Origin of the sequence: Pigmentiphaga sp., from assembly GCF_033795525.1 — a bacterium.
Taxonomy (GTDB): domain Bacteria; phylum Pseudomonadota; class Gammaproteobacteria; order Burkholderiales; family Burkholderiaceae_B; genus Pigmentiphaga.
On sequence record NZ_JARYGM010000003.1, the window covers coordinates 276206 to 301219 of the forward strand.

The following is a 25014-nucleotide window of genomic DNA, read 5'->3' on the forward strand; positions in this document are numbered from 1 at the left end:
ATCACCCTTGCGTTATGAACTTCACCGACCTGATCCAACGTTTCGCCGCCCAGGCCCCCGGCACCGACAGTTTCCTCAAAGTCAAGGAAGGTTCCCTCGCGCTGATTTCCAGCGACTCCGAGCACGCCGCCGCCTATTTCCTGATCTACGGCTTTGCCCGCTCTTACGTGCTGCTGTATGAAGACCAGGGCATAGAGCCTGCTTTCGCGGAAACCGCCAAGGCCCAGCTACTTTCCTATATGACCCGCCTCGATGAGGCGTTCAAGTCCGGCACGCCCGACGATCTCGTCGCCGCGATGAACTGGATCGTGCTCGACTACGGCCGCAGCGGAAAGATATTTTGAGCGCCCGCCCGGACGCGCCGCCGGCTGCTTCGTCGCTCTACACGAACCGGCGCGTTGCGCCGCTGCTCGCACTGGGCTTTGCCAGCGGCCTCCCGCTCGCGCTCACCACCGGCACGCTGCAGGCGTGGGCGACGGTGGACGGCGTGTCGCTGCAAGCCATCGGGTTCCTGACGCTGGTGGGGTCCGCGTACACCCTGAAGTTCCTGTGGGCGCCGCTGATGGACCGCTATACACCGCCCCTGCTGGGCCGGCGCCGCGGATGGATGGTGGTGACGCAATTGCTGCTCGCGCTCGGCATCATGGCAATGGGCCTGCTTTCGCCCGGCTCGGCATTGTTGCCGCTCGCGCTGATCGCGGTGTTCGTGGCCTTCTGTTCTGCCTCGCAGGACGTCGCCTTCGACGCCTACCGCACCGACGTGCTGCGCAAGGAAGAACGCGGCGCCGGCGCCGCGGTATCGGTGTTGGGCTACCGCCTGGCCATGCTGGTCTCGGGCGGCCTTGCTCTGGTCATCGCCGACAGCTGGCTGGGCTGGGGCAACATGTACGTGCTGATGGGCGGCCTGATGGCACTGGCCATCCTGGCGACGCTGTGGGCGCCCGAACCCGAAGCCCCGGCGGCGGCGCCGCGGACGCTGGGCGAAGCCGTCACGGGCCCGCTGCTCGAATTTTTCCGGCGGCCCGGCGCGGTAGTACTGCTGGTGCTGATCGTGCTCTACAAGCTGGGCGATGCGTTTGCCGGCAGCCTGTCGACGGCCTTCCTGATCCGGGGCGCGGGCTTTTCCGCGACCGAAGTGGGCACCATTAATAAGGTGCTGGGCCTGGGCGCCACCATCATCGGGGCACTGGCCGGCGGGTCGCTGCTTGCGCGGCTGGGCGTCTTCCGGTCGTTGATGCTGTTCGGCCTGCTGCAGGCCATCTCCAACCTGGGATTCTGGCTGATCGCCGTCAGTCCCAAGAGCATCCTGCTGATGGCGGCCGCGGTGGGCGTCGAGAACCTCTGCGGCGGCATGGGTACCGCGGCGTTCGTTGCACTGCTCATGGGGCTGTGCGACCACCGATTCTCCGCCACGCAATTCGCCCTCTTGTCGGCGCTGTCGGCCGTGGGACGCACCTATCTGGCGGGCCCCTTGGCCCCCCCCATGGTGGAGACCTACGGCTGGCCCGCCTTCTTCCTGGCTACCGCTGTCATTGCCTTGCCCGGTATGGCGCTGCTTTGGTGGCGCCGCGCCGACATACGGGCGCTGGACCAGGCCTGAACGATGCGCAGGCGCCAGGTCGCTGCCTGCGCGGGCCCGTTCCTCAGATCAGGTCGTCGTCACTGAACGAGCCGCCTTCGTCGAACCAACCGTCGTCCTGGGCCGCGGCATCATGGTCCTGGGCTGCATCGGACTCCCGGTGGGCCGGATCACCGACATGATCGCCGGCATGGGCGACGGGGGTTTCCGCCGCCGATGCCGCGGCGTCGCCGGCGGAAGGAGTGGCCGCGGCTCCGTTGTCACCCAGCAAGTGCTGGATCCCGTTGAACAGGAACATGCCGCCCGCCACGCCAGCCGCGGCGGCGGCGGCATTACCCAGAAAATTGCCCATGCCGCTGCCCATGGGTTGAGCGGAGGCAGACGCCGGCGGCGCCAAGGGACGGCGCCCCGCGGCACCTTGGCCGATACGGCTGCCTAGCGTGGCCGCCGGAGGGGACGCCGGGGCGGAAGGACGGCCCCAGAGATCCCCGCCGAGCAGCCCGCCGAGGAAGCTGCCCGAGGACTTGGCGGGGCCCCGGGCGGCTGCTTCCAAATCCGCAACCTGCTGCTGCAGGGCCGCGATCCGCTGCTGGGAGCCCTCGAGCGCCTGCTCGAGCAGCAAGGCACGCTGGATCGTAAGGTACAGCGCATCGGGCTGGCTGCCGGCGCGCTGCCGGATCAGGGCATCGGCCTCGCCATCCTTGTCTACTCCCCGCACGCTGGCAAGCTTGTCCAGAAAATCTTCGAGCAAAGCACGTTCTTGCGGCGTCATGGCGATTCCTCCGGGAGGCTGGCGCGGCTAGGCCATCATGGCCGCCTGCGTTCTTGATTCAGGCTCGAGAACCGGCGCATTGTTCCCGTGCCCAGTATCCTCGCAGTCGATCGTAGACCAGGTTGTACAGAAAGGTATAGGGTAGGAAAAACAGCACAAGGCGATATCCAGCACCAGCGCTTCCCATAGCGAAATATCCAGCCACCAGGCCACGAGCGGCACGACGACCACGATCAGCCCGACCGCGATGAGCTCGAAGCAAAGGGCATGGACCAGCCGCTCGCGCAGGGTTTTCTTGCGCATCACGTCCTCTTGTCGATTCAGAGCCGGTATCTTGGGCCGGACCCGGACGCGCCGCTGCGGAGGACCCGGTTCGCGTCCGGGTAGTTCACTGGGAGATCACGCGGGCGCGAGCCGGTCGATGGCCTCGCGCTCGGTGCGAAACACGTGGTCGGGCGGCAGCAGGCTGGTGATGCCCGCCGTATCCAGCACGTCCTCCACCTGCTTTTTGACGCCGGCCAGATAGAGCTCCACGCCCTGGTCACGCAAGGTCCCGATCAAGTACATGAGCGTGTCGACGCCGGTCACATCGATGCTGTTGATCGGGCCGGCGTAGAGCAGCACCCGCTTGATCGTGGAGTCCGTGCGGCAACGTTCGGCAATGAAGTGCTCGAGCGGATTGGATGTGACGAAGCTGAGCGCGGCATCCATGCGTACGGCCAGGATGTCCGGGGCGAGACGCGGCAACCCGAAACGCTGGCGGTCGCGCAGGGTGCCGTCCTCGTGCACGCCGACCTCGACGATGCGCGGATGCGAACGCTGGTACAGGAAGTAACCCAGCGACAGGATGAAGCCTGCCAGGATGCCCCATTGCAGTTGGGGCGCGGCGATCAAGGTGGCTGCCGCGGTAGCCGCCGCGATGGCGGCCTCGGGACGCGAGGTCTCCCACAGCCTGATGAAGAATGCGGGGGAAATCAGGTTGGTGACGGGCACGATGATCACCGCGGCCAGGAATGCGCGCGGCAGGTGCGCAATGGCCGGCGTCAGGAACAAAAGGCTGATCAGCACGCAGAGAAAGGCGAACAGCGCCGACCAGCCGGTGCGGGCGCCGACGAACAGGTTCAGCGCGGAGCGCGAGAAAGAGGCACTGACCGGGAAAGCGCCACTCAGGCCGCTGGTGACCTTGGCCAAGCCCTGGCCGATGAATTCCTGGTTTTCGTTCCAGCGCTGGCGGGTACTGCGCGAAATGGCCTTGGCGCTGGACAGCGCCTCGACGAAACTGACCAGCGCGATCACGGCCGCCGCCGGCAGCAAGCTGCGATAGTCTTCCCACGCCAATGGCCGGGGCAGGGTGAGCATGGGCAGCCCGGCCGGCAGGGTACCCACCACCGCGCCGCCGCGTGCGCCATATCCGATGGCCCAGCTGATGACGCCGGCTGCCAACGCGGCCACCAGCACGATAGGCAGACGCTTGCTATGTTTTTTCAGCGCGAACAGGAACGCCAGCGTGCCGATGCCGAACGCAAAAGCCGTCCAGTCCACGCCCGCCACCAGCGCGGCAACATCGCCGTCGGCCAGCTGCGCGCCCGCCACGCTCCAATCCAGCCCCAGCATGGCGGGCACCTGCGACAGCATGATCAACAGCGCCGCCGCCTGGGTAAACGCGCCCACCACCGACCCGGGCAGGAAGTTCACCACCATGCCCAGGCGCGCCGCCCCGATGAGGATCTGGATCGCGCCGGCCATCAACGCCAGCCATATCGCCAACTCCACCCAGCGCGCCGACTCGGCGGCGGCCATGCCCGACAGAGAACCGGCCACGAGCATGCTGGTCAGCGCGACCGGGCCGGCTCCCAGCAATTGGCACGAGCCCCACAGCACGCTGACCACCGGCGGGATGAGGGCTGCGTACAGGCCCGTGATGGGCGGCATGCCCGCCAGCATCGCGTAGGCGACCGCCTGCGGCACCAGGATCAGGCCCAGCGTAAAGCCGGCGCGGGCATCGGCAGACAGTTCCGAAGCCGTGGGACGAGGCCAGTTCAGGAAAGGAAAGTAGCGACGGAAAGAAGCGTGCATGGAGGGACGTAGCCTCGTCGGATCGATTCAGGAATGTCGGGGTTTGCGCGGCGCGCGCACGGCCAGGCGGTCGTACAGCGGGTCCGGGATCAACCGCATCAGCTTGGCCACGATGGCCATCTGCCACGGAATCACCGTATAGCGCGTGCCCCGGTCCAGGGCGCGCGCGGCCCGGGCGGCGAACGCATCGGCGTCCATCAGGAACGGCATGGGATACGGGTTGCGGGCGGTCATGGGAGTCCGGATGTATCCGGGCGCGAGGGTGGACACCCGGATGCCGTACGGCGACAGTTCGCTGCGCAGGCTTTCGCAATAGGCAATGACTGCCGCCTTCGACGCGCTATAGGCGCCGGCGCCGGGCAATCCCCGTATGCCGGCCACGCTGGCGATGCCCGCCAACTGCCCGCGCCCGGCCTGCTTCATGGCGGGAATGAAGGGCTCGAACGTTGCCACCATGGCGACCAGGTTGGTATCGATGACGGCGCGAAAGGCGTCGAAATCGCCCATTTCTTCAGTGAGCGTGCCGGTACTGATGCCGGCGTTGGCAATGACCAGATCGATGCCGCCATGGGCAAGGAAATCGCCGGCCGCCTCATGCAGCGCCGGGCGGTTCCGCACGTCGACCGCATAGCAATGATGAGTACCCGGCAGCGACGCGGCCAGTTCGCGCAACGCCTGCTCGCGCCGGCCCACCAGGCCCAGGGAGGCTCCGCGTGCCGCATATTGCCGGGCGAAGGCCTGGCCGATCCCGCTGCTTGCGCCGGTAATGAAGACTTTCATGCACGCCCTTCCGAAACAAGCGCCATTATCGCCCTTGTTGGATCGCCTCGCGCGGTATAGTAGGTTGCTCCCCTGGACTTTCCTCCAGCATCGAGAGACGAAGATGTCATCTACCTCCATTCCTGACCTGCACGGCGCACTCGCCGCCTTGGTGGGCGAGGCCCATGTCTACATCGACGCGGCAGACAAGGCCCGCTACGAGACCGGCGCCCGCTACGGCAATGGCAGGGCGGCATTGGTCGTGCGCCCGGGATCGACTGCTGAAGTTGCCGCCATCGTGCGTCACTGCGTGCAGAGCGGCGTGCCGCTGATCGCGCAGGGCGCCAACACCGGGCTGGTGGCCGCCAGTACGCCCGACGAAAGCGGCAGCCAGGTGGTGCTGAGTCTGGAACGGCTGCGCGGCGAGATCGCCGTCGATCGCGCCAACCGCACGGCCACCGTGGGCGCCGGCGTGACCTTGCAGGAGCTCAATGACAAGCTGGCCGAACATGGCCTGTGCTTCCCGATCGACCTGGGCGCGAACCCGTCGCTAGGCGGCATGATCGCCACCAATACCGGCGGCTCGCGGCTGATCCGCTATGGCGACGTGCGCCACAACCTGCTGGGCGTGGAAGTCGTGCTGGCCGATCCGCCCGGCCAGGTGGTCGACCTGATGAGCGGCCTGCGCAAGAACAACACCGGCTACGACCTGAAGCAGCTCTTCGTGGGCGTCGGCGGGGCGGGGGGCGTCATTACCCGCGCCGTGGTGCAAGTCCACCCGCTGCCCCGACAGACCGCCACGGCGCTCATCGTGCCGACCGGACAGGAGGCCATCCTCGATCTGCTGATTGCGCTGGAGGGCGAGTTCGGCGATTTCCTCACCGCCTACGAGGGAATGTCGCGTGCAACGGTGCAATCGGTCATCGACCACGTGCCGGGCGTCACCAACCCGTTCGCGCCGGACCCCATTCCCGACTACTGCCTGCTGGTCGAGCTGGCCGCCACCTCGTCGCGCGAAGTGCTGGGCGTGGACCTGCAATCCGCGCTGAACGACTTCCTCGAGCGTCAATTCGACGTGCTGGTCGCCAACGCCGTGCTCGACGGCGGTCCCGACCTATGGAAGATCCGTCACTCCATCAGTGAATCGATACGCCACCAGGGCAAGCTGATCGCCTTCGACATCGCCGTGCCGCGCTCGTCCATGGTGGCCTTTCGCCACACCGCGCTGCAACTGCTCGAGCGCGATTTCCCATGGCTGCGCCTGTTCGATTTCGGGCACTGGGCCGATGGCGGCACGCACTTCAACATCGTCTGGCCGCACGACGCCTCCATCGCCTACGACCCCGAACAAGTCGAGCGCCTGCGCGTCGCGATCTACGACCTGGTGGTACGCGAGTTCGGCGGCAGCTTCAGCGCCGAACACGGCGTCGGCCCCTACAACGAGCGCTTCTATCACCGGTATGCCTCGCCCGAGACCCAGGCCCTCGCCGGCCGCGTGCAACAGGCCGTCGATCCGCGCGGCGCGCTCGGGCAGGTGTGGTATGGACCCCCCCCTACGCGCTGACGCGCGCCCCCCAGAGGGCGATGCGGGTGGACCGGCGGAGCCGGATCCACCGCATCCTGGGTCTAGTTCCGCTTTCTTGGATTGCTATACCGTTGCTGACGCTGGCAGGCAGCGATAGCAACGCGCATCAAGCCAAGAGGGCAGTCCCAGGCCCAGGCACAGCGGATCCGGCTTTGCCGGTCACCCGACCGTGCTGCCGCTGGCAGCCAGCGATAGCACGGGCGCACCAAGCCAAGAAATCAGCCCTAGACCCAGGGCACCGCGGATCCGGCTTTGCCGGTCCGCCAGTGCCGCCCCCTGGGGGGCGCGCGTCAGCGCGTAGGGGGGGACCTCTTTTCTTGCCCGATCAGGAAATCGGCTACTTGCAACGCGCCGACGTTGCTGCCGGCCAGGGACGGGGAAGTCAGGTAGCGGCCGTTGACGGCCAGGGTGGGTACGCCGTCGATCCGGTAGGCCTCGGCCAGTTTGGTGGCGCGCTGCACCTTGGACTGGACGCCGAAGGAGTTGTAGGCGGCCATGAACTGCGCGCGATCCAGGCCTTGTTGCTGGGCCCAGTCGAAAATGCGGTTGGCGGTATTGAGCGGCTGGCGCTGTTCGTGGATGGCAGTGAACACCAGGCGGTGGAGCTGGTCGACCTTGCCCAGGGCTTCCAGCGTGTAATAGAGCCGCTGCTGCGGCTCCATGCCGGCGTTGAAGCGCACCGGCACGCGGCGCACGACGACGTCCTGCGGCAACTTCTTGATCCACGCTTCGAGGGTCGGCTCCAGCGCATTGCAATGCGGGCAGCTGTACCAGAAGAATTCGGTGACTTCGATCTTGCCCGGCGAATCGGTGGTCTGCGGCTGCTGCAGGCGGATATAGTCCGTACCCTCGCGCGGCTGCTGCGCCAGGGCCGTACCTGGCAGGAAGGCAACGACGCCCGCGGCGAGCGCCAGGCCGCTCAACAGGCGGCGAAAGCTGGAACGACCAATCATAGGATTCCTCTCGTGATGAGGCCCGGCCGACCTGTGCGGCAGGGCGCGATGGAAACTCGGACTGCGGAAATCTCCGCGAAGTTCCGTCTGCTCATTTCTTGATGACAGCTGCCTCGATGCCATTTTCGGCCAGGCGGGCGCGGGTGCGGTTCATGTCGTCCAGCCGCGTGAACGGCCCGACCCGCACGCGGTGGACCGTCCCCGCGGCCACGTCGGCCGTCTCCAGGCGCGCCTCGAACCCCATGAAGGCCAGCTTGGCCTTGAGCGCCTCGGCATCTTCGATGACCCGATAGGCGCCGACCTGCAGGAAGTAGGTGCCGCCCGACGCCGACGGCGCTTTCGCCTGCGGCGTGGCCGGCGCGTTCTTGTTCACGCCTTGGCTGGCCAGGAAATCTCCCAGCGGATCGCGGGTCGCCTGGGGCACCGGCGCGGGCGCCGGCTCGGTGGCCGAGGGCCCTGAGGCGGACGGCGCGCCGGCCGGGCCGTCCTTGCCATACAAGCTGCGGTTGGGATCAGGCGCGTTGGCCGGGTCGGGCGGCGGCGCCGGTACGGCGGGCCGGGAACCCCGGGTCACGAAGGGCACGGGTGCCTTGGTGATGTAGAACGCTACGAGCACCGCCACCAGCAAGCCAACCAGCAGGCCTGCCATCAGGCCGAACATCGTCCCGCCGCGCTGGCGCCGGACAAGGTCGTGGGACCGGCTTGCCGGCGTGGCGCGAGCAAGCATCAGCATCGTCGCTCTGGATACCATAGGCGCTTACATCCGCTGCGGGGCGGAGACACCGAGCAGCGCCAGCCCGTTGGCCAGCACCTGTCGGGTGGCCGCCAGCAGCGCGAGCCGTGCCGCCTTCAGCGACGCATCGTCCACCAGCACCCGTTCGGCGTTGTAGTAGGCATGGAAGTCCGCCGCGCAATCCTTGAGCCAGAAGGCGACGTGATGCGGCGCCAGGTCCGCCGCGGCCTGGCCGACCATGGCGGGGAACTCGGCCAAGCGCTGCAACAGCAGCAACTCGCGCTCGGCGGTCAGCAGCGAGGTATCGGCACGGGCAAGGCCGGCTTCGTCGCCGCCCCATTGGGCCAGCACCGAGCAGATGCGCGCGTGGGCGTACTGGATGTAGTAGACCGGGTTCTCGTCGGTTTGCTTGAGCGCGAGATCGACATCGAACACGAATTCGGTATCGGCCCGGCGCTGGATCAGGAAGTAGCGCACGGCATCGCGCCCCACCCAATCGATCAGGTCCCGCATGGTGACGTAGCTGCCGGCGCGCTTGGAAATCTTGACCTCCTCGCCGCCACGCACGACCTTGACCATCTTGTGCAGCACGTAGTCGGGATAGCCTTTGGGAATGCCGACGTCGAGCGCCTGCAGTCCCGAGCGCACGCGTGCCACGGTGCCGTGGTGGTCCGAGCCCTGGATATTGATGGCCTTGGTGTAGCCGCGTTCCCATTTGGTGACGTGGTAGGCCACGTCGGGCACGAAATAGGTATAGCCGCCCTCGGACTTGCGCATCACGCGGTCCTTGTCGTCGCCTTCGCCCAGCTCGGTGGTGCGCAGCCACAAGGCGCCGTCCTGCTCGTAGGTATGACCGCTGGCGATCAAGCGCTGCACCGTCTGCTCGACCCGGCCGGAGGTATAGAGCGAGCTTTCCAGGTAGTAGTTGTCGAACTTCAGGTCGAAGGCCTGCAGGTCCAGGTCTTGTTCGCGGCGCAGGTAGGCCACGGCGAACCTGCGGATGTCTTCGAGGTTGTCGGGGTCGCCGGAACCGGTGACCGGTTCCGCATCGGCGGCTTGCACGGTCTTGCGGGCCAGGAAATCGGCCGCGATGTCGGAGATGTATTCGCCGCGATAGCCGTCGGCCGGGAAATCGGGGTGGTCGGGCCCGTATCCGCGCGCGCGGGCCTGCACGCTGATCGCCAGGTTTTGGATCTGGTTGCCCGCGTCGTTGTAGTAGAACTCGCGGGTGACGTTCCACCCGCTGGCGTCGAACAGCCGGCAGATGGCATCGCCCAGCGCAGCCTGGCGGGCGTGGCCGACGTGCAGCGGCCCGGTAGGATTGGCCGAGACGAATTCGACCAGCACCTTGCGGCCATTGGCCGGCGCCCGGCCGAATTCGCCGCCGCGCACGCGGATGGCGTTGATGACCGCCTGCTTGGCGGCGGGCGCGATGCGCAGGTTGATGAAGCCCGGACCCGCCACCTCGGCGCTCTGGACCAGGCCCGCGGCTTCGGGCTGCGCAAGCAGCGCGTCAACGATGGCTTGCGCCAGTTCGCGCGGATTGCGTTTCAAGGGCTTGGCGATCTGCATCGCCACATTGGTGGCGGCATCGCCATGGGACGCCACCTTGGGCCGCTCCAGCAGCAAAGTGGGCGTGGCCTCGGGGGCGACAGACTTGACGGCAGCGCCCAGAAGGCCAAGAAGTTGTTCCTGTTGCTCGGGGAGCATGGCTGGGATATCGCGGTAAATAAAAGGCTAAGAGCGGAATGTTAACAGCCGCGCGCGAGGGTCAGGAAAAAGCGGCGGCCTGCAACGGGCGGGCTAGTCGCCTTGCAGGTCCAGCATGTCGGCCAGCGAGCGGGATTGGGACGGCGCATCAAGGTCGAGCTGGTCTTCCAGGCTCTTCAAATGAGCGACCAGAATGGCGCGGGCGCGCTCCGGATCACGGGCGGCAATCGCCTCGACCAGGTCGATGTGCTCGGCGTGCGTCGCGTCACCCAGGGCGGGGACCCGGCCGTGGCTGAGAGTGACCAGCGGCATGCGCGAGAGCAGATCGTCGAGGAAACGCGCCAGGATGCGGTTGCCCGACTGCGCAGCCAGTACCCGGTGGAAGGAAATCGCCAGCCGCATGCCTTCATCCGGCCGGCCCGCCATGAAGGCGTCGCGCTGGGCTTCGACGTGCCGCTGCAGGATGGCGATGCTCTCGTCCGTGCCGTGCAACGCGATCGTTTCGACCATCGCGACTTCCACGGCACGGCGCGCCGCCAGCAGCTGCCGCACGTCGTCGGCCGAGAGCCGGGCGACCGCAGCACCGCGATTGGGCATCAGGTCGACCAGGCCGGTATGCGACAGCCTCAGCAAGGCACTGCGCACGCTGGTGCGGCTGACCTTGAACAGTTGGGCGAGCTCCACTTCCTTGAGCTTGACCCCGGGCTGAAGGCGGCGCTCCTGCACCGCCCGATAGATGGCGGCGTAGACGCGTTCGTCGGGACTGCGAGTAATCCGGGACGTATCAGTCATCTGCCCGCTCCGGAATAGCGAGCCGTACCGGCCGTGCTGGGGCAGCTCGCCTCGGTTTGACCAAGGTGGCACGATTCTTTCTTCAGACAATTCATAAATATATTGTCCAACAAAAATTCCTCGGATTGTCATAAAAAATGACCCAAAACCCTGCACGCCGCCGGCGAAATCTGGTGCAACCTGTCTTTCGTGCACCAATGAAGGGCGCGGCATGACCTCGCTGCGCAATTTTCTGGATACGCTTCCCGCCCACGAGATCCTGGACGTCCGGGAGCCGGTGGGCCTGGACTTCTGCAAGACGGCGCTGGCGCTCGAACTCGAGGCCCGCAAGCAGTTCCCGGTCATCCGCTTTACCGCGCCTGCCGGCTACGACGTGCCCGTGGTCACTAACCTGTTCGCCGACAGGGACCGGATCGCGCGCATGGCCGGAACCACCCGCGAAGGCTTCAACGCCACCTGGACGGCGGCGCTCGACCGCATGATGCCGGCCCGCATTGTCGACGACGGGCCGGTGCATGAAGTGGTGCTGACGGGCAGCGAAGCGGACGTCACCGCACTGCCGATCAGCCGCCATTTCCAGGGCGATGCGGGCCGCTACGTCAGCTCCGGCATCCTGGTGTGCAAGGACCCGGATACCGGCGTGCGCAACCTCAGCTTCCAACGCATGCAGATGAAAGGGCCGGACCGGTTTGGCGCCAGCCTGCACTCGCGCGGCCACATCTGGGAACATCTGCAGCGCTCGGCGGCGCGCGGCAAGAACCTGGAGGTCGCCGTCGTCATCGGCTGCCATCCGGCCATCTACCTGGCCGCGGCAGCCAAGGTGGCGATGGAAGTGGATGAATTCGCCATTGCCGGCGGACTGTTGGGACAGCCCGTGGACCTGGTCCGTTGCAAAACCATAGATGTCGAGGTGCCCGCCGAGGCCGAGTATGTGATCGAAGGGGAAATCCTGGCCGATGAGTTCGAGGACGAAGGCCCCTTCGGCGAATACACGGGCTATTCCACCTCGCGCTCCACCCGGAACGTCTTCGTGGTGAAGGCGATTACCCGGCGGCGCCAGCCTATCTTCCTGGATATCGTGCCGGGTTATTCGAACGAGCACTTGCTGCTGGGCCGCAGCGCCAAGGAAGCCCACGTCTTCGCGCGCCTGAAGGAAATGGTGCCCAACGTGCTGGCGCTGAACTATCCCAAGAGCGGCACACATTTCCACGCCTATGTTTCCTTGCGCAAGACCGCGGAAGGACAGGCGCGCCACGCCCTCATGCTGCTGCTCGGGCTCGACAGCTACATCAAGCTGGCGGTCGCCGTAGACGAGGACGTGGACGTCTACGACGAAGACCAGGTGTTGTGGGCCCTGGCGACCCGCTTCCAGGCTGACACCGACATGTTCGTGGTACCCAAGGTGTTCTGCAACCGTCTCGATCCATCCTCGGTGGACGGTATGTCGGCCAAGCTGGCACTGGATGCCACGGCACCGCTGCAATCCGAAGCCGAACGCACCGCATTGCCGGCCGAAGCCGTGCAGTGGGCACGCGACTTCCTCACCCATCCCTGACCGTACCGGAGATCCCGCATGTCATCCTTCAAGCTCAAGCTGGCCGCCTTCGGCGCGGCGCTGTTCCTGGCCCTGCCGGCTGCACCGGCCCTGGCCCAGGCTGGCAAGGCGCCGGCCAAGCTCACCTTCAGGCTGGACTGGAAGCCCAGCGGCGCGCATGCCCCTTTCTATATCGGCAAGGCGCTCGGCTATTACGCGGAAGAAGGCATCGACCTGGAAATCATTTCCGGATCGGGCTCGTCCGACTCGGTCAAGCAGCTGGGCGCCAACGCGGTCGACATGGCCCTGGTGGACGGTCTCGTGCTGGCCCAGGCAGGCGAGCAACGGGTCCCCATTAAGTCGGTCGCCGCCTACTACACCCGCACGCCTATCGCCGTGATCAGCCCCAAGGCCAAGCCCATCACTTCGGCGGCGCAGCTGACCAGCGGCGCCAAGATCGGCTCCAAGCGCGCCAGCTCGACCTACCAAGGGCTTACCGCGCTGCTCGCGGTCAACAAGATCGATCCGAAGCGGGTCAACATCGTCGACATCGGCTTCGGCGTGCAGCCGCTGCTGGTGGGCCAGGTGGACGCGCTGATGGGCTTCACCATGAATGAAGCGATCGAGGCCGAATCGGCCGGCATGCCGGTGCACGAAATGCTGATCGCCGACCAGGGCGTTGTTGCCTATGGCCTGACTTTGGCCAGCGGTGACCGCTTCCTGAAGGCCAAGCCCGAACTGGTCCGCGCTTTCCTGCGCGCGACGCGGCGCGCGGTCCAGTACACGGCCACCCACCAGCAAGAGGCGGTCGCCGCGCTGGCCAAGTCGGTCAGCGAAATGGATCCGGCCCGCGAGCTCAAGGTGCTCGGCAAGGCCATGCCGTTCTGGTCCGTGCAGGGACAAGACCTGTCCAGCTTCGGCACCCAATCCCTGGAGGGCTGGCAGCAGACGGTCGAAACCGCGCAGCGCGTCGGACTGGTGGAAAAGGCGCCGGCCGCCAAGGACCTGTTCGCCGACGGATTCCTCAAGTGATGGCTTCCGTCCGACCGGCCACGTCTCCCTGCATCGCGCTCGAGGGCGTGGGCGTGAGCTACGCCGCCCGAGGTGCCACGGTACAAGCCATCGCCGACGTTACCTTGGACGTTGCCGAGGGTGAGTTCATCGCCCTGCTGGGCCCCACCGGCTGCGGTAAAAGCACGTTGCTGCGCGTGGTCAGCGACCTGCTGGCGCCCAGCCAGGGGTCCGTCAGCATCCGCGGCGGCTCGACGGCCGATGCTCGCCGCGCCAACGATTTCGGCTTCGTGTTCCAGGAAGCCGCGCTGCTGCCCTGGCGCACCGCGCTCGACAACGTCAACCTGCCGCTCGAAGTGGTGGGCTATCCCGCTGCCGAACGCCTTGCCCGCTGCCGCGAATTACTGCAGTCGGTCGGGCTCTCGAAGTTCGAACAGCACTATCCTCACGAGCTGTCGGGCGGCATGAAACAACGCGTGGCCATCGTGCGGGCGCTGGCCTGGAACCCCTCCATCCTGCTGATGGACGAGCCCTTCAGCGCCCTCGACGAACTCACCAAGAACCAGTTGCAGGACGACTTGCTCGAGATCTGGAACCGCGAGCGCAAGACCGTCCTGTTCGTGACGCACAACATCTCCGAAGCCGTCTACCTGGCCGACCGCGTGGTGGTCATGTCGGCCCACCCAGGCGGCATCAAGCGCGTCATCGACGTGGACCTGCCCCGCCCGCGCACGCCCGGCATGCGCGAAACCCTTGCCTTCATCGAACAAGTCCGCCTCGCACGCGAAGCCTTGCAGGCCGAACACAGGACACCGTCTTGATCTCGTACGCCCGCCGCCTTGCGGACCGCTACGGTCCGCCCGTCCTTATCCTGGCGCTCGCCATCGGCGCATGGGAGGCCATCGTCCGCTGGCTGGACCTGGCCCCATGGCTGCTGCCCGCGCCGTCGGCAATCGCGATGCGTTTCACGCGTACGCAGGATCTCTGGTATCACACCGGACTCACGCTGCTCGAGGCAGGCGCCGGTTTCGCGATCTCCGCCGTGCTGGGCGTGGCGCTGGCGGCAGGCATCGCCAACTCGCGCTTTCTCGAGCGCGGCATCCTCCCCTACGTGATCGTGTCGAACGCCGTGCCCATCATCGCCATCGTACCGTTGCTCAACATCTGGCTGGGCTTTGGCGTGGTCACCAAGATCGTCATTGCCGCCATCATTACCTTTTTCCCCATCGTCACCAACGCCACCCGCGGCCTGAAGGCAGCCGATCCGCGCATCGTCGACTTGATGCACTCGATCAACGCCACCACCGCCCAGATGTTCTTCAAGGTGCAGCTTCCCAGCGCGCTGCCGTTCATCTTCGCCGGCTTCAAGATCGCGGCCTCGCTCAGCCTGGTGGGCGCGGTCGTGGGCGAGTTCTACGGCGCCGACCGCGGGCTCGGATACCTCGTGATCACCGCTGCAACCCAACTGCGGACCGACCTGCTTTTTGTCGCCATCATCGTGCTCGCCGCCATAGGCATCACGACCTTCTCCCTGTTCGGCTGGCTGGAGCGCCAGGCCCTGCGCGGCGAAACGCCGCGGGAACGGTGACATGGACGCCTCGGTTGCCGGTACCCCCGGAACGCAGCAGGCCACGCTGCTGATCCACAATGCTTTGCTGGTGCCTACCGGCGAGCGCGCGGGCACGCCCTTCCACGGCTGGATATACGTAGCAGGCACGCGCATCCGCGCCGTCGGCACCGGCGAGCCGCCTATGCTGGTAGCCGGCCGCACCATAGACGCCGGCGGCCACGCCTTGTTGCCCGGCTTCGTCAATACACATGCGCACTCGCATTCGAGCCTGACGCGCGGCAGCGCAGAAGGGCTGGAACTGGAACGCTGGATCGCCACCATCGAGCGCGAACAGCGCATCCTGAACGACGAGGACGCCCATGCCGCCGCGCTGGCCACCTATGCGGAGGCGCTGCTATCGGGCACGACCTCGATCCTCGACATGTGCCTGCGCCCGGTGCCGGCGTTGCGGGCGGCGCGCGACATCGGCATCCGCTGCACCGTGGCGCCCTACGTTCTCGATGGCAGGGACTTCGCTCCCACGCTGGACGACGTGGCGGCGCTGCTATGCGCCGACACCGGTACCACGTCCCGCGTGTGGGTGGGCCTGCATGATCTCGAGTCGTGCAGCGACCGCACGCTGGTAGAAGGGGCCGGGCTGGCCGCCCGGCACGGCGTCGGCCTGCACCTGCATTGCGCCGAAAGCCGCCATGCCGCCGACCAGACGCGCCGGCGCACGGGCGTGGGCCCGGTAACCCACCTCCACCGGCTTGGCCTGCTGGGGTCCGGGACGGTGCTGGCGCATGGCGTATGGGTGGACGAGGCAGAGGCCCGGCTACTGGCGCAGGCCGGCGCGTCGGTCGCCCATTGCCCGCATGCCAACCTCAAGCTGGCCTCGGGCATCGCGCCGGTTCCCATGTACGGCGAAGCGGGCGTGCGGGTCACCCTGGCCACCGACGGCGCCAAGGCCAACAACCGGCTGGACATGTTCGACGTGATGAAATTCGCGTCGCTGATCCACAAGGGACGGCACCTGGACGCCTCGCTGCTGCCGCCGCAGCAAATACTGGACATGGCCACGGCAGACGGCGCGGACGCGCTGGGCCTGGCCGCCGGCCGCCTCGTGCCCGGCATGCTGGCGGACCTCGTCCTGGTGAACGTGGATCAATTCCACCTGCAGCCCGCCACGCCTGCCACCATCCGCACCAACCTCGTCCACGCGGCACGCGGCGGCGATGTGCATACGGTTATCGTCGACGGCCGCGTGGTGGTCGAGAACGGCCGGCTGGCCCTGCTCGACCAGGACGAGATCCTGGCGGCCATGCGGCATGCCGGGGCCCGCTTGATGGCCGGCTGATCGTTCGGTCATCACGCAAGCACGTCGGGAAGCGCGCTTGCCGCGCGGTCAGGCCAGGTTCAGCGGAAGTCCTGCGTACCCAGTGCGAACAGGCCGCGGGACTGGTCGTTGGACAGCAGGCCCGCGATCATGATGCCCTGTTGATGGATCGCGACTCCCTCGACAGTCTGATTGGGCAGCTGGCATTCGGCGCTATCGGCAAAGGTGATTTCCAGCTTGTAATAGTTCTTGCCCGGCTCAGGCACGACCTCGCCCGTCAAGGGGCATTCACCGCCTGCGACGCCCTGCGCCGCACCCGTCACCTTGCCGTCGGCCGCGACATTGACGAGTGAAAGGGTTCCCGCGTTGTCCGCCAGCAGCCACGGACCCGTGACCAGCGGATCCAGCGTGGCCACATTATCGTACAGGCTGTCATAGGTGGCGGTGAAATCGGCCTCCCCCAGCTTGCCTTTGAGACTGGTCTTTTCGACCACCTCGGCCGTAACGGTACCGTCCACTACCCGGCCCCCGGGCTGGTAGTCCTTGCCTGTGGCGGTCAGCGTGCCTTCATCCCTTCCCCCTTCCCAACGAATCAATATGTTGAATTAAGCAAGCAAAAGTAACAGAAAATTTCAGGGCCGCCCGCAGGGGGAAAACCGGGGCATGGGCCATAATGAGCGCACTACCCGTCTACTTCCGGGAATAACGAGCCATGATCGTCACTTTCAGATCCAAAGCCGCGGGCGAAGTCATCATGCTGGGCGAACATGCCCAGCCCCTGCTTGAACTGGCCGGCAAGATACCCGAGATCGCTGCAGGCGCGCGCGGCGTATTCACCCCCGAACAATTGCCGGAAGCCATCCGCCGCATCGAGGCCGCCATAGGCGGCGAGAAGGAGCCTCGCTTCGATGAGGAAAAGGAAAAGGCCGCGCGCTATGTGGGCCTTCGGCAGCGCGCTTTCCCGCTGCTGGACATGATGCGCAAGGCGCAGGCCAAGAACGTCAACGTCACCTGGGAAACCTGAGGAGCGGCGGCATGACCCGACATCCGTGGCAGGACGTGCTGGACTTCTGGTTCCTGCCTGCCGACGATCCCGGCTACCTGAAACCGCGCCACGTCTGGTTCCAGAAAAATCCCGAGTTCGACGACCAGATCCGTGCCCGCTTTCTGCCGCGGGTCGAACAGGCGGTAGGGGGAGGCTTGCGGGATTGGAAACGCGAACTAGAGGGGGCGCTGGCGCGCATCCTGCTGCTCGACCAGTTCCCGCGCAACATATGGCGCGCAACGCCTCGCGCGTTCTCCGGCGATTCCCTGGCCCTGGCAGACGCGCTCGAGCTGATCGATACCGGGCGCTATCTGCGGCTGCCCCCGCTGCAACGCGAATTCATCTATCTGCCGCTGATGCACAGCGAGAACCTCGGCGTTCAGGAACGGTGCGTGGCGCTGTACACCACGTTGGCGCAAGAGCATCCGGCATCCCAGGGTTCTCTGGATTATGCCGTCCGCCATCGCGACATCGTTGCGCGTTTTGGCCGTTTTCCTCATCGCAACGCCGTGCTCGGCCGCGCCAGTACGCCCGAGGAGATCGCTTTTTTGAAACAGCCCGGGTCATCGTTCTAGCGCAGGTCCCGGGGGGGAACGGTCATCCGTGCCCCCCGCCACGAAGGCAGCGCGCCTGGGACGTGAGCGCTAGACACCCACTTCGGCGAGCCTGCTGGTCGCCGCCGCCGGCTGGACGTTGGCGCGTACATGGCGGTTCACGGCGCTCAGGACGGCCTTGAACGAAGCCGTGACGATGTCGCTATCGACGCCGACGCCGAATCCGGTCGGCGCATCGCCCACCCGCAGCTCCACATAGCAAGCGGCGGTCGCATCGGCACCCACGCCTATCGAATGCTCGTGGTAGTCCATGACCCGCACCGGCATGCCGAGCGCGTGGACAAACGCATCGATCGGCCCATTGCCGGTACCCACCAGCGTGCGCGGCTGGCCGCCGGCCTGCACGTCTACCTCGACGCGTACACCGCCCTCCACGCTGGCCATGCGATGCCGCACGAAACGGTAGGGCTCCGACTGCTCCAGGTATTCCCGGCTGAAGATGCCGTAGACGTCGGAGGCCTTCACTTCGCGGCCCGTTTCGTCGGTGACTTGCTGGATGGCACGGCTGAATTCGATCTGCAGGCGGCGCGGAAGATCGAGCCCGTACTCCTGCTGCAGCAGGTAGGAGACGCCCCCCTTGCCCGACTGGCTGTTGACCCGGATGACCGCGTCGTAGCTGCGGCCCACGTCGGCAGGATCGATGGGCAAGTACGGAACATCCCAGATCGCATCCGGCTGGCGCTGCGCGAAGCCTTTCTTGATGGCGTCCTGGTGCGAACCGGAAAACGCGGTAAACACCAAGTCGCCCACATAGGGGTGGCGCGGATGTACCGGCAGCTGTGTGCAGTACTCGACGCAGCGGCGCACCTCGTCGATGTCGGAAAAATCCAGGCCCGGGGATACGCCCTGGCTGTAGAGGTTCAGCGCGAGCGTCACCAGGTCCACGTTGCCGGTGCGCTCGCCGTGCCCGAACAGGCATCCCTCGATACGCTCCGCGCCGGCCAGCACCGCCATCTCGGCGGCCGCAACCGCGGTGCCGCGGTCATTATGCGGATGCACGCTCAAAATAATGCTGTCGCGGTTCGCGAGATTGCGGTGCATCCATTCGATCTGGTCGGCATAGACGTTGGGCATCGCACACTCCACCGTGGCCGGCAGGTTGAGGATGATCTTGCGCTGCGGCGTGGCGCCCCAGGCCTCGACCACCGCATCGCAGACTTCCTTGGCGAAATCGAGCTCGGCCGAACTGAACACCTCGGGCGAATACTGGTAGACCCACTCGGTATCCGGCCGCGCCTCGGTCAGCTCACGGATGAGGCGGGTGCCGGACAGCGCGATCTGCTTGACCTCCTCGCGCGACATGCCGAACACGATGCGGCGGAACGCCGGGGCGATGGCGTTGTACATGTGCACGATCACGCGGCGACCGCCCTCGACCGACTCGATGGTGCGGCGGATCAGGTCTTCGCGCGACTGCGTCAGCACCTCGATGGTGACGTCCTCGGGCACGCGGTTCTCGTCGATCAGACCGCGGATGAAGTCGAAATCCGTCTGCGATGCCGCCGGGAACCCGACCTCGATCTCCTTGAATCCGATCTCGACCAGCTTCTCGAACAGGCGGGTCTTGCGCTCGGCGTTCATCGGCTCGATCAGCGCCTGGTTGCCGTCGCGCAGATCCGTGCTCATCCAGATCGGCGCCTTGGTCATGCGGCGATTGGGCCAGGTACGTTCGGAAAAGTCGTAAGCGGGGAACGGGCGGTATTTCGCCTCGGGGTTTTTCAACATCATGAAGAGCTCCTGCTACTGCGGGCTTTTAGTACGGGTGAACCGGAACTGTGGCCGTGAAGAAGGGCTGCCGAACTGCCACGGGACGCTAGGCCCGGCAACCGATCGGTAGTAGTAGCAGCGAAGCGATGATGGCGACGATCGCGCGCACGCCGGCACCCAGCGCGGCTAGGCGCGGGAGAGCGGCGGAGCGGATGGCGGTAGCTGCCATGGTTGCGATCGTACGTTTTGGAAGGGCGCGCGGCGCGCGTGAAGTGTTAGTCAAACATAAATACGTGACTCTGGCAAGTAGGCCGGCCAGCTGAAAAAGGGTCTTGAAAACCGGCCAACCGTCCAGAAATTGGGTTCAGGGGATGCCGTAGCCGGGTCCCCTGGTGAAGCTTGCTGATTATCAGGAGGTTCGAATCATGAATGCTACTTTTTCCATGGCGCCCTTGTTTCGCCATTCCGTTGGATTCGATCGGTTCAACGATTTGTTCGAATTTGCCTTGCGCAACGATACGGGCAGCACCTATCCGCCCTACAACGTCGAAAAACGCGGCGACGATGACTATCGCATCGTCATCGCGGCGGCTGGCTTGCGCGAGGAAGACCTGGACGTGCAGGTCGAGCGCGGCGTGCTGACCGTCACCGGCGGCCGACGCGAAAAAGACGAAGACAAGGTGACCTACCTGCATCAAGGTATCGCCCAACGCGCGTTCAAGCTGTCGTTCCGGCTGGCCGACCATATCGAAGTGCGCGCCGCGCAACTCGAGAACGGCTTGCTGAACATCGACCTGGTCCGGGAAATTCCCGAGGAAGCCAAGCCCAGGCGCATCGCCATCGGCGGCGCCAAGCCGGCGCAACGCCACCAACCCGCGGCGCTGGCCAACGAAACCGCGGCAGCGGAAGTCGCCTGACGCCCACGGCGGCGCGGCCGCGCCGCCCCGCGCCTGATCGCTAAACCCCGAGGGGCCCGCATGGGGCCCCTTTTTTGTCGGCGGGCCGCCTCAGAACGCCGCTCCGGGGAACGCCGCGCATAGCGACCCCGCGTAGGGACGGCACCCGTCTTCAGTCCAGCCGGATCTGCAGGCTTCTGATGGCGTCGCCCCATACCTCGCGGTCTTCGCGTATGAGCTCGCCGAATTGACCCGGGCTCAACACCAGCGGCTCCGTGCCGTCGGCCTGCATGCTGTGGACGATCGCCTCCTGCGCCAGCACCTGGTTGAACACCGAGTTCAGCTTTTGCACGATGGACGCCGGCGTACCGGGCGGTGCCACCAGGCCGTACCAGATCGTCAAGCCCAGCTCGGGATAGCCGGCTTCGGCGACGGTGGGAATGGCGGGCGCGGCGCGTACGCGCTGCTTGCCGGTGACGGCCAGGCCGCGCAGGTCGCCGGATGCCAGGCGCGGGATGGAGGTAGAGATGCCGTCGAAGTAGACGTGGATGTCCCCACGCATCAAGGCCAGGATGGCGGGCCCCGCGCTCTGGTAATGGATGGGCATGACCCCGGGTGCCGCCCGCTGGCCGAGCAGGCCGCCCAGCACGTGGTTGGAGCTGCCCTGACCCAGCGTGCCGTAGTTGAGCCGGCCAGGATGGGCTACGGCGTAGGCGTGGAGCTCCTGCAGCGACTTCACCGGGGAATCCTTGCTGACGTTCAGCATGAACGGCAGGGATTGCAGCCCGGCCACCGGCACGAACTTTTCCGGCGCATAGGTCAGCCGCCGCTGCAGATTGGGATTGACCGCCAGCGTGGTGGAGGTCGCCAGCAGCAGCGTGTGGCCGTCCGGCGCGGAGTTCTGCACCGCCATCGCCCCGATGGCCGTACCGGCCCCCGGCCGGTTCTCGACAACGACGGGCTGGCCCAGCACGTCCTTGGCCCGCTCGCCGACGCGGCGCACGACGATATCGGCACCGCCGCCGGCGGCGTAGGGCACCACGATCCTGACGGGCTGCGTCGGCACCCAGTCCGCGCGCGCCGGCAGGCAAGCGGCCAGCGCGGCGGCCGCCGCTGACGACAGGAGCAGGAATCCACGAGCAAGACGGGTGCCGATACGTGCGTAAACCATGGGAGACTCCTGTGAAGACCGGGATGGGTGCAGGCACGCGGACGGCGGCTAGTTGACGCTGTAGGTCACCGCATATCGCGTTGAAAGCAGCTTGCCCGACTCGATGGGAGGGTACTTGGCGCCGCTGCCCGCGCAACTGGGGATGCACTCGACCAAGGCGTCGTAATTGGGCATGAAGAAGAACGGTATGGACAGCCGCCGCGCCGCCGCGCCGAGTCCATCGGGCGGGTTGACCACGCGGTGCATCGTCGAGACGAAGCGGTCATTGGTCCAGCGCATCATGATGTCGCCGATGTTGACGATGAAGGTGCCGGGAATCTTCGGTACATCGAGCCACCCGCCGTCGGGCAGCAGGACCTGAAGGCCGCCTGGGGCATCGTCCACGCGCAGGATGGTGATCGCGGTGGTGTCCGTATGCGCGCCCGATCTTTCCTCTCCCGGCGCCGGTACCCTGTCCAGTCCCGGGTAGTGGATGGTGCGCAGGATGCTGTTGTGCTTGTCGACCTTCGATGCGAAGTAGGCGGGCGGCACGTCGAGGATATGGGCGAAGATATCCAGAATGCCGCGCGCCAGCCTTTCCATTTCGCGGTAATAGGCCGTCATGGCGGGCCGCAGTCCCTCGGGACGCGCCGGCCACATGTTGGGCGTGAAGTTGTTGCCCGCCGCTTCACAGGTGAAGTACGGGTCGTCCGTATAGTCCAAGGGCCCGATAGCAAAGCTTTCGTGCAGGGACGGCTTGAGCTTCGGATTGATGTCCTTGCCCACCGTCTTGACGCCCATGGCTCCATAGCCTTTGTAGGCCGTGCCCGGCGGCTTGCGGACCCGGCTCTTTTCCTCCAAGGGCAGATCGAAGAAAGACAGGGCCTGGTCGTACAGGGTCTGGATCTTTTCTTCGGGAACGCCATGCCCGGCAATGACGAGGAAGCCCAGGCTCTCGCAGGCGTCTTGCACCGCGGCGGCCACGGCCGCCTTGCCCGCGCCCCCCTCCTGGAAGAACGGTGCGATGTCGACCACGGGAATGTGGTGGGCCTTCAGCGTGGTCATCTGCTCTCTCCTTAGCGCGGAGTGCCGCGGAAGCGGCGGCCGTCCATCCGCGAAGCGTCACCCGGATGGGCATGTAGCAATCGCTACATTTCCGGGAAAATCATAGACCGGTTCGAGCAGTTTGAAAACATAAAAATGTAGGGAGCGCTACATACATATACGGGATAAAAAAACCCGGTGCACGGCCCTGCGACTGGCGACTCGGGCTTACTGCAAAGAGACCGGGCTGGCCGACACCGTACGCAGGACCGTCTCGACGACGAAATTTTCCCACTCGGTCTGGGCCTGCTCGGTATCCATATCCTCACCCAGGAAGCGCGACAGCGTATAGCGGTTGGAGACGTAGAAATATCCGGTCGCGAGAATCATCAAGTAGACGTCGCGGGCGGCGACGCCGTCGCGAAACAGGCCTTGCGCGCGGCCGGCGGCGAGCACCTGCGCCACCGCACCCATGGTGGCCGAGGGGTAGCGATCTCCGGGCTGCCTCACGCGGGGCGACTTTGCCAGATGCCGCCCGCGATGCATGTTTTCCGTGTTGAGCAGCACGATGAATTCGGGGTGCCGGCGATAGTATCGGAAGACGAAGCGGATCACGGTTTCGAGGGAAGCGACCGGATCGTCGGGCGTCAGCTCCAGCCGCATCTCGGCTTCGCTCATGCGCCGGTACATATCCTCGAGCACGGCGATGAACAACCCTTCCTTGCTGCCGAAGTAGTAGTAGATCATGCGGTCGACCGATTTGGCCGCGCGCGAGATCTTGTCCAGGCTGCCGCCTTCGTAACCATAGCGCGCGAAGACCCGCGTGGCTGCGCGCAAGATCGAATCCCGAGTCTCCTGCCCCGCCGGCGCCGCGGCAGCGGTACCGGATTTCCTGGACGTTTTCTGGCTTGCCCGTTTTGCACGGGTCTGGGTGGCGGATCTTGTCGAATTATCCATCTAGGCGCCCGCAGTGGTGATCCGCTATTGTGCCCGACATCGCGGGTCGGCCCGCGGAGGCCCGATACGGTTTTCCTGCGCCTTCAATGGGACCGGGTCGTCCCGCATTGCTCAGCGGCCGGCGGGCGGCCTGCGTCACTGCACGGTAATGTTGCGCTCCTTGATGATGCGGCCCCACGTATCGGATTCGTTGGCGATGAACCGCGCCAGCTCCTCCCGGCTGGTCGGCTCCGGCGTCAGGCCATGCTTGATCAGCTGGGCCTTGATCTCGGCGTCGTTCAATACCTTTACGATCTCCTCGTTCCAGCGGTCCAGGATGGCGGCCGGCACCTTCGCGGGCGCGACGAAGGCATACCAGTTGGTGGCATTGAAATCCGGGATGCCGGACTCTGCAATGGTCGGCACGCCCGGCATGAAGTCAGGACGCTTGAGGCCGGTGGTCGCCAACGCCACCAGCTTGCCGCTTTCGATGTGAGGCTGGGCGGAAGAGGGGGTCGAGTAATACGAGGACACGCGTCCCGCCAGCAAGTCCACCATGGCTGGCGCCCCGCCTTTGTAGGGTACGTGGACGACGTTCAACTTGGCCCGCTGGTTGAGCAACTCGCCGGCCAGGTGCGAGGCCGAGCCGGCCCCGGTGGACGCGTAGGTGACCCGCCCGGGCTGCTTGCGCGCGAGGTCGATGTATTCCTGCAGGCTCTTGACGCCCAGGTTGGCCGGCACCACCAGCACGTTGGGAAAGTTGACCCCCATGGTGATGGGCGCAAGGTCCTTGACCGGGTCGTACGGCAGTTTCATCAGGTGGGGCGCGATCGAAAGCGGACCCACGGAGCCCAGCAGGATGGTCGCCCCGTCGGGCTCGGCCCTGGCCACCAGATCGTGCGCGATATTCCCGCCGGCGCCGGCCTTGTTTTCCACCACGACCGTGCGGCCAAGATTGGCCGACAGCTTGCGGGCGATGAGCCGGGCCGCGGTATCGGCGCCGCCGCCCGGCGCGAAGCCGACGACCATGGTGAGCGATTTGTCAGGGATATCCTGGGCTTCCGCCGTTCCCGGCAACACACAGGCGAGCGGGAACAAGGCGGCGAGCAGGGGCGCGCGTAGACTCATGGGGGTCTCCTCCTCCGGCCGTATCCGTCCTGGGGCCTGGGCTTATGGGATGGTTGTTGCCCTAGCTTAGAAGATCGGTCCTGGCCGCGGTATTCAGCGGCAGGA

Annotated in this window: 26 protein-coding genes; 11 read left to right on the forward strand and 15 right to left on the reverse strand. The window is 66.1% G+C overall.

Features of this window, described 5'->3' with window-relative positions:
• The first annotated feature begins 14 nt into the window (after positions 1 to 14).
• A complete protein-coding gene (locus QHC78_RS09900; protein ID WP_319743957.1) occupies positions 15 to 344 on the forward strand; it encodes a hypothetical protein in 330 nt (109 codons plus the stop codon).
• The gene (locus QHC78_RS09905) at positions 341 to 1600 is read left to right on the forward strand and encodes a muropeptide transporter (protein WP_319743959.1); all 1260 of its coding nucleotides are present in this window, start codon (positions 341 to 343) and stop codon (positions 1598 to 1600) included. Before QHC78_RS09900 ends, QHC78_RS09905 begins: the two co-directional genes overlap by 4 nt.
• 43 nt (positions 1601 to 1643) lie before the next feature.
• Here the strand turns inward: QHC78_RS09905 and QHC78_RS09910 are convergent, their stop codons facing one another.
• The 4 genes from QHC78_RS09910 to QHC78_RS09925 form a co-directional block, all read right to left on the reverse strand.
• Positions 1644 to 2351: a DUF2076 family protein gene (locus QHC78_RS09910; RefSeq protein ID WP_319743961.1), complete on the reverse strand. Its 708-nt coding sequence runs from the start codon at positions 2349 to 2351 to the stop codon at positions 1644 to 1646.
• Positions 2352 to 2378: 27 nt separating this feature from the next.
• Positions 2379 to 2654 (reverse strand): chlorhexidine efflux transporter, encoded by a 276-nt coding sequence (locus tag QHC78_RS09915; protein ID WP_413816444.1) that lies wholly within the window; start codon positions 2652 to 2654, stop codon positions 2379 to 2381.
• A gap of 96 nt (positions 2655 to 2750) precedes the next feature.
• Positions 2751 to 4427, reverse strand: coding sequence for a SulP family inorganic anion transporter (locus tag QHC78_RS09920; RefSeq protein WP_319743962.1), 1677 nt, complete (start codon positions 4425 to 4427; stop codon positions 2751 to 2753).
• A gap of 27 nt (positions 4428 to 4454) precedes the next feature.
• A complete protein-coding gene (locus QHC78_RS09925; RefSeq protein WP_319743964.1) occupies positions 4455 to 5207 on the reverse strand; it encodes an SDR family oxidoreductase in 753 nt (250 codons plus the stop codon).
• Between the two features lie 103 nt (positions 5208 to 5310).
• On the opposite strand from QHC78_RS09925, the gene QHC78_RS09930 reads away from it, so the two are divergent.
• Complete coding sequence (locus QHC78_RS09930) at positions 5311 to 6750, forward strand: FAD-binding oxidoreductase (RefSeq protein ID WP_319743967.1); 1440 nt, start codon at positions 5311 to 5313, stop codon at positions 6748 to 6750.
• Positions 6751 to 7061: 311 nt separating this feature from the next.
• Here the strand turns inward: QHC78_RS09930 and QHC78_RS09935 are convergent, their stop codons facing one another.
• The 4 genes from QHC78_RS09935 to QHC78_RS09950 form a co-directional block, all read right to left on the reverse strand.
• Entirely contained in the window at positions 7062 to 7724 is a 663-nt protein-coding gene (locus tag QHC78_RS09935; protein WP_319743969.1) for a thiol:disulfide interchange protein DsbA/DsbL, read from the reverse strand.
• Between the two features lie 91 nt (positions 7725 to 7815).
• Positions 7816 to 8457 carry an SPOR domain-containing protein gene (locus tag QHC78_RS09940; protein WP_319743971.1) on the reverse strand — a complete coding sequence of 214 codons (642 nt, stop codon included), beginning with the start codon at positions 8455 to 8457 and terminating at the stop codon, positions 7816 to 7818.
• Positions 8458 to 8481: 24 nt separating this feature from the next.
• Positions 8482 to 10167: an arginine--tRNA ligase gene (gene argS / locus QHC78_RS09945; RefSeq protein ID WP_319743973.1), complete on the reverse strand. Its 1686-nt coding sequence runs from the start codon at positions 10165 to 10167 to the stop codon at positions 8482 to 8484.
• A gap of 93 nt (positions 10168 to 10260) precedes the next feature.
• On the reverse strand, positions 10261 to 10959 hold the full coding sequence (locus tag QHC78_RS09950; protein ID WP_319743975.1) for a GntR family transcriptional regulator: 699 nt from the start codon (positions 10957 to 10959) through the stop codon (positions 10261 to 10263).
• A 211-nt stretch (positions 10960 to 11170) separates the two neighbouring features.
• On the opposite strand from QHC78_RS09950, the gene QHC78_RS09955 reads away from it, so the two are divergent.
• From QHC78_RS09955 to QHC78_RS09975, 5 genes are read left to right on the forward strand one after another with little or no spacing between them, the layout of a single operon-like run.
• On the forward strand, positions 11171 to 12514 hold the full coding sequence (locus QHC78_RS09955; RefSeq protein WP_319743977.1) for a UbiD family decarboxylase: 1344 nt from the start codon (positions 11171 to 11173) through the stop codon (positions 12512 to 12514).
• A gap of 18 nt (positions 12515 to 12532) precedes the next feature.
• Positions 12533 to 13525: an ABC transporter substrate-binding protein gene (locus tag QHC78_RS09960; protein WP_319743979.1), complete on the forward strand. Its 993-nt coding sequence runs from the start codon at positions 12533 to 12535 to the stop codon at positions 13523 to 13525.
• Positions 13525 to 14325, forward strand: a complete 801-nt coding sequence (locus QHC78_RS09965) for an ABC transporter ATP-binding protein (RefSeq protein WP_319743981.1) — start codon at positions 13525 to 13527, stop codon at positions 14323 to 14325. The genes QHC78_RS09960 and QHC78_RS09965 overlap by 1 nt, the downstream gene beginning before the upstream one ends.
• On the forward strand, positions 14322 to 15092 hold the full coding sequence (locus tag QHC78_RS09970) for an ABC transporter permease (protein ID WP_319743983.1): 771 nt from the start codon (positions 14322 to 14324) through the stop codon (positions 15090 to 15092). Before QHC78_RS09965 ends, QHC78_RS09970 begins: the two co-directional genes overlap by 4 nt.
• Position 15093: 1 nt before the next feature.
• Complete coding sequence (locus QHC78_RS09975) at positions 15094 to 16410, forward strand: amidohydrolase (protein WP_319743985.1); 1317 nt, start codon at positions 15094 to 15096, stop codon at positions 16408 to 16410.
• 59 nt (positions 16411 to 16469) lie between these two features.
• Here the strand turns inward: QHC78_RS09975 and QHC78_RS09980 are convergent, their stop codons facing one another.
• Positions 16470 to 16985 carry a hypothetical protein gene (locus QHC78_RS09980; protein ID WP_319743987.1) on the reverse strand — a complete coding sequence of 172 codons (516 nt, stop codon included), beginning with the start codon at positions 16983 to 16985 and terminating at the stop codon, positions 16470 to 16472.
• Between the two features lie 116 nt (positions 16986 to 17101).
• On the opposite strand from QHC78_RS09980, the gene QHC78_RS09985 reads away from it, so the two are divergent.
• Both QHC78_RS09985 and QHC78_RS09990 read left to right on the forward strand, forming a co-directional pair.
• Positions 17102 to 17413: a DUF1840 domain-containing protein gene (locus QHC78_RS09985; protein WP_319743989.1), complete on the forward strand. Its 312-nt coding sequence runs from the start codon at positions 17102 to 17104 to the stop codon at positions 17411 to 17413.
• Between the two features lie 11 nt (positions 17414 to 17424).
• Complete coding sequence (locus tag QHC78_RS09990) at positions 17425 to 18009, forward strand: DUF924 family protein (RefSeq protein WP_319743991.1); 585 nt, start codon at positions 17425 to 17427, stop codon at positions 18007 to 18009.
• Positions 18010 to 18078: 69 nt separating this feature from the next.
• Here the strand turns inward: QHC78_RS09990 and leuA are convergent, their stop codons facing one another.
• Entirely contained in the window at positions 18079 to 19776 is a 1698-nt protein-coding gene (gene leuA, locus QHC78_RS09995; protein WP_319743993.1) for a 2-isopropylmalate synthase, read from the reverse strand.
• A gap of 85 nt (positions 19777 to 19861) precedes the next feature.
• Positions 19862 to 19984 carry a hypothetical protein gene (locus QHC78_RS10000; RefSeq protein WP_319743995.1) on the reverse strand — a complete coding sequence of 41 codons (123 nt, stop codon included), beginning with the start codon at positions 19982 to 19984 and terminating at the stop codon, positions 19862 to 19864.
• A gap of 196 nt (positions 19985 to 20180) precedes the next feature.
• Between QHC78_RS10000 and QHC78_RS10005 the strand changes: the two genes are divergently transcribed.
• Positions 20181 to 20672, forward strand: a complete 492-nt coding sequence (locus QHC78_RS10005) for an Hsp20 family protein (RefSeq protein WP_319743997.1) — start codon at positions 20181 to 20183, stop codon at positions 20670 to 20672.
• 151 nt (positions 20673 to 20823) lie between these two features.
• On the opposite strand, the gene QHC78_RS10010 is transcribed toward QHC78_RS10005, so the two are convergent.
• From QHC78_RS10010 to QHC78_RS10025, 4 genes are all read right to left on the reverse strand, one after another.
• The gene (locus QHC78_RS10010; protein WP_319743999.1) at positions 20824 to 21822 is read right to left on the reverse strand and encodes a Bug family tripartite tricarboxylate transporter substrate binding protein; all 999 of its coding nucleotides are present in this window, start codon (positions 21820 to 21822) and stop codon (positions 20824 to 20826) included.
• Between the two features lie 48 nt (positions 21823 to 21870).
• Positions 21871 to 22866, reverse strand: a complete 996-nt coding sequence (locus QHC78_RS10015) for an isopenicillin N synthase family dioxygenase (protein WP_319744001.1) — start codon at positions 22864 to 22866, stop codon at positions 21871 to 21873.
• 207 nt (positions 22867 to 23073) lie between these two features.
• Entirely contained in the window at positions 23074 to 23682 is a 609-nt protein-coding gene (locus QHC78_RS10020; RefSeq protein WP_319744003.1) for a TetR/AcrR family transcriptional regulator, read from the reverse strand.
• 255 nt (positions 23683 to 23937) lie between these two features.
• Complete coding sequence (locus QHC78_RS10025) at positions 23938 to 24909, reverse strand: Bug family tripartite tricarboxylate transporter substrate binding protein (protein WP_319744005.1); 972 nt, start codon at positions 24907 to 24909, stop codon at positions 23938 to 23940.
• Positions 24910 to 25014: the final 105 nt, after the last annotated feature.